The 359-nt window shown below is 61.6% G+C and carries 1 protein-coding gene; it reads left to right on the forward strand.

All coding sequences use genetic code 11. From position 1 onward, the window contains the following. Positions 1-258: PDZ domain-containing protein (locus SB753_RS35405; protein ID WP_410804732.1), on the forward strand; the 258-nt coding region annotated here is incomplete at its 5' end. Positions 259-359: the final 101 nt, after the last annotated feature.

Below are 359 nucleotides of genomic sequence, written 5' to 3' on the forward strand. Positions count from 1 at the left end.
GTCGCGGGCGTGCTCAAGGGCGGCCCCGCCGACAAGGCGGGGATCAAGCCCGGCGACATTCTGGTGTCGGTCAACGGCCAGGACATCACCGATACCACGCGCCTTCTGAACGTGATCGCGCAGATCAAGCCCGGCACCGACGCGAAGGTGCATCTGGTGCGCAAGAACAAGGAAATGGATCTGAACGTGATGATCGGCAAGCGCCCGCCGCCGCCGAAACAGCCTTCAGACGAAGGCGATGACGACGATGGCGGTTGAGCGATCGGTCAGTCGGCCGGTCGGTTAGCGAAGTCAAACAAAAAGGGCAGTCTCCAACGGAGCACTGCCCTTTTTTGCTTTCTTGACGCGTCTCGGCGTTC

The sequence above is a fragment of the Paraburkholderia sp. SIMBA_053 genome, from assembly GCF_046534895.1.
In the GTDB taxonomy this organism is placed as follows: Bacteria; Pseudomonadota; Gammaproteobacteria; order Burkholderiales; family Burkholderiaceae; genus Paraburkholderia; species Paraburkholderia caledonica.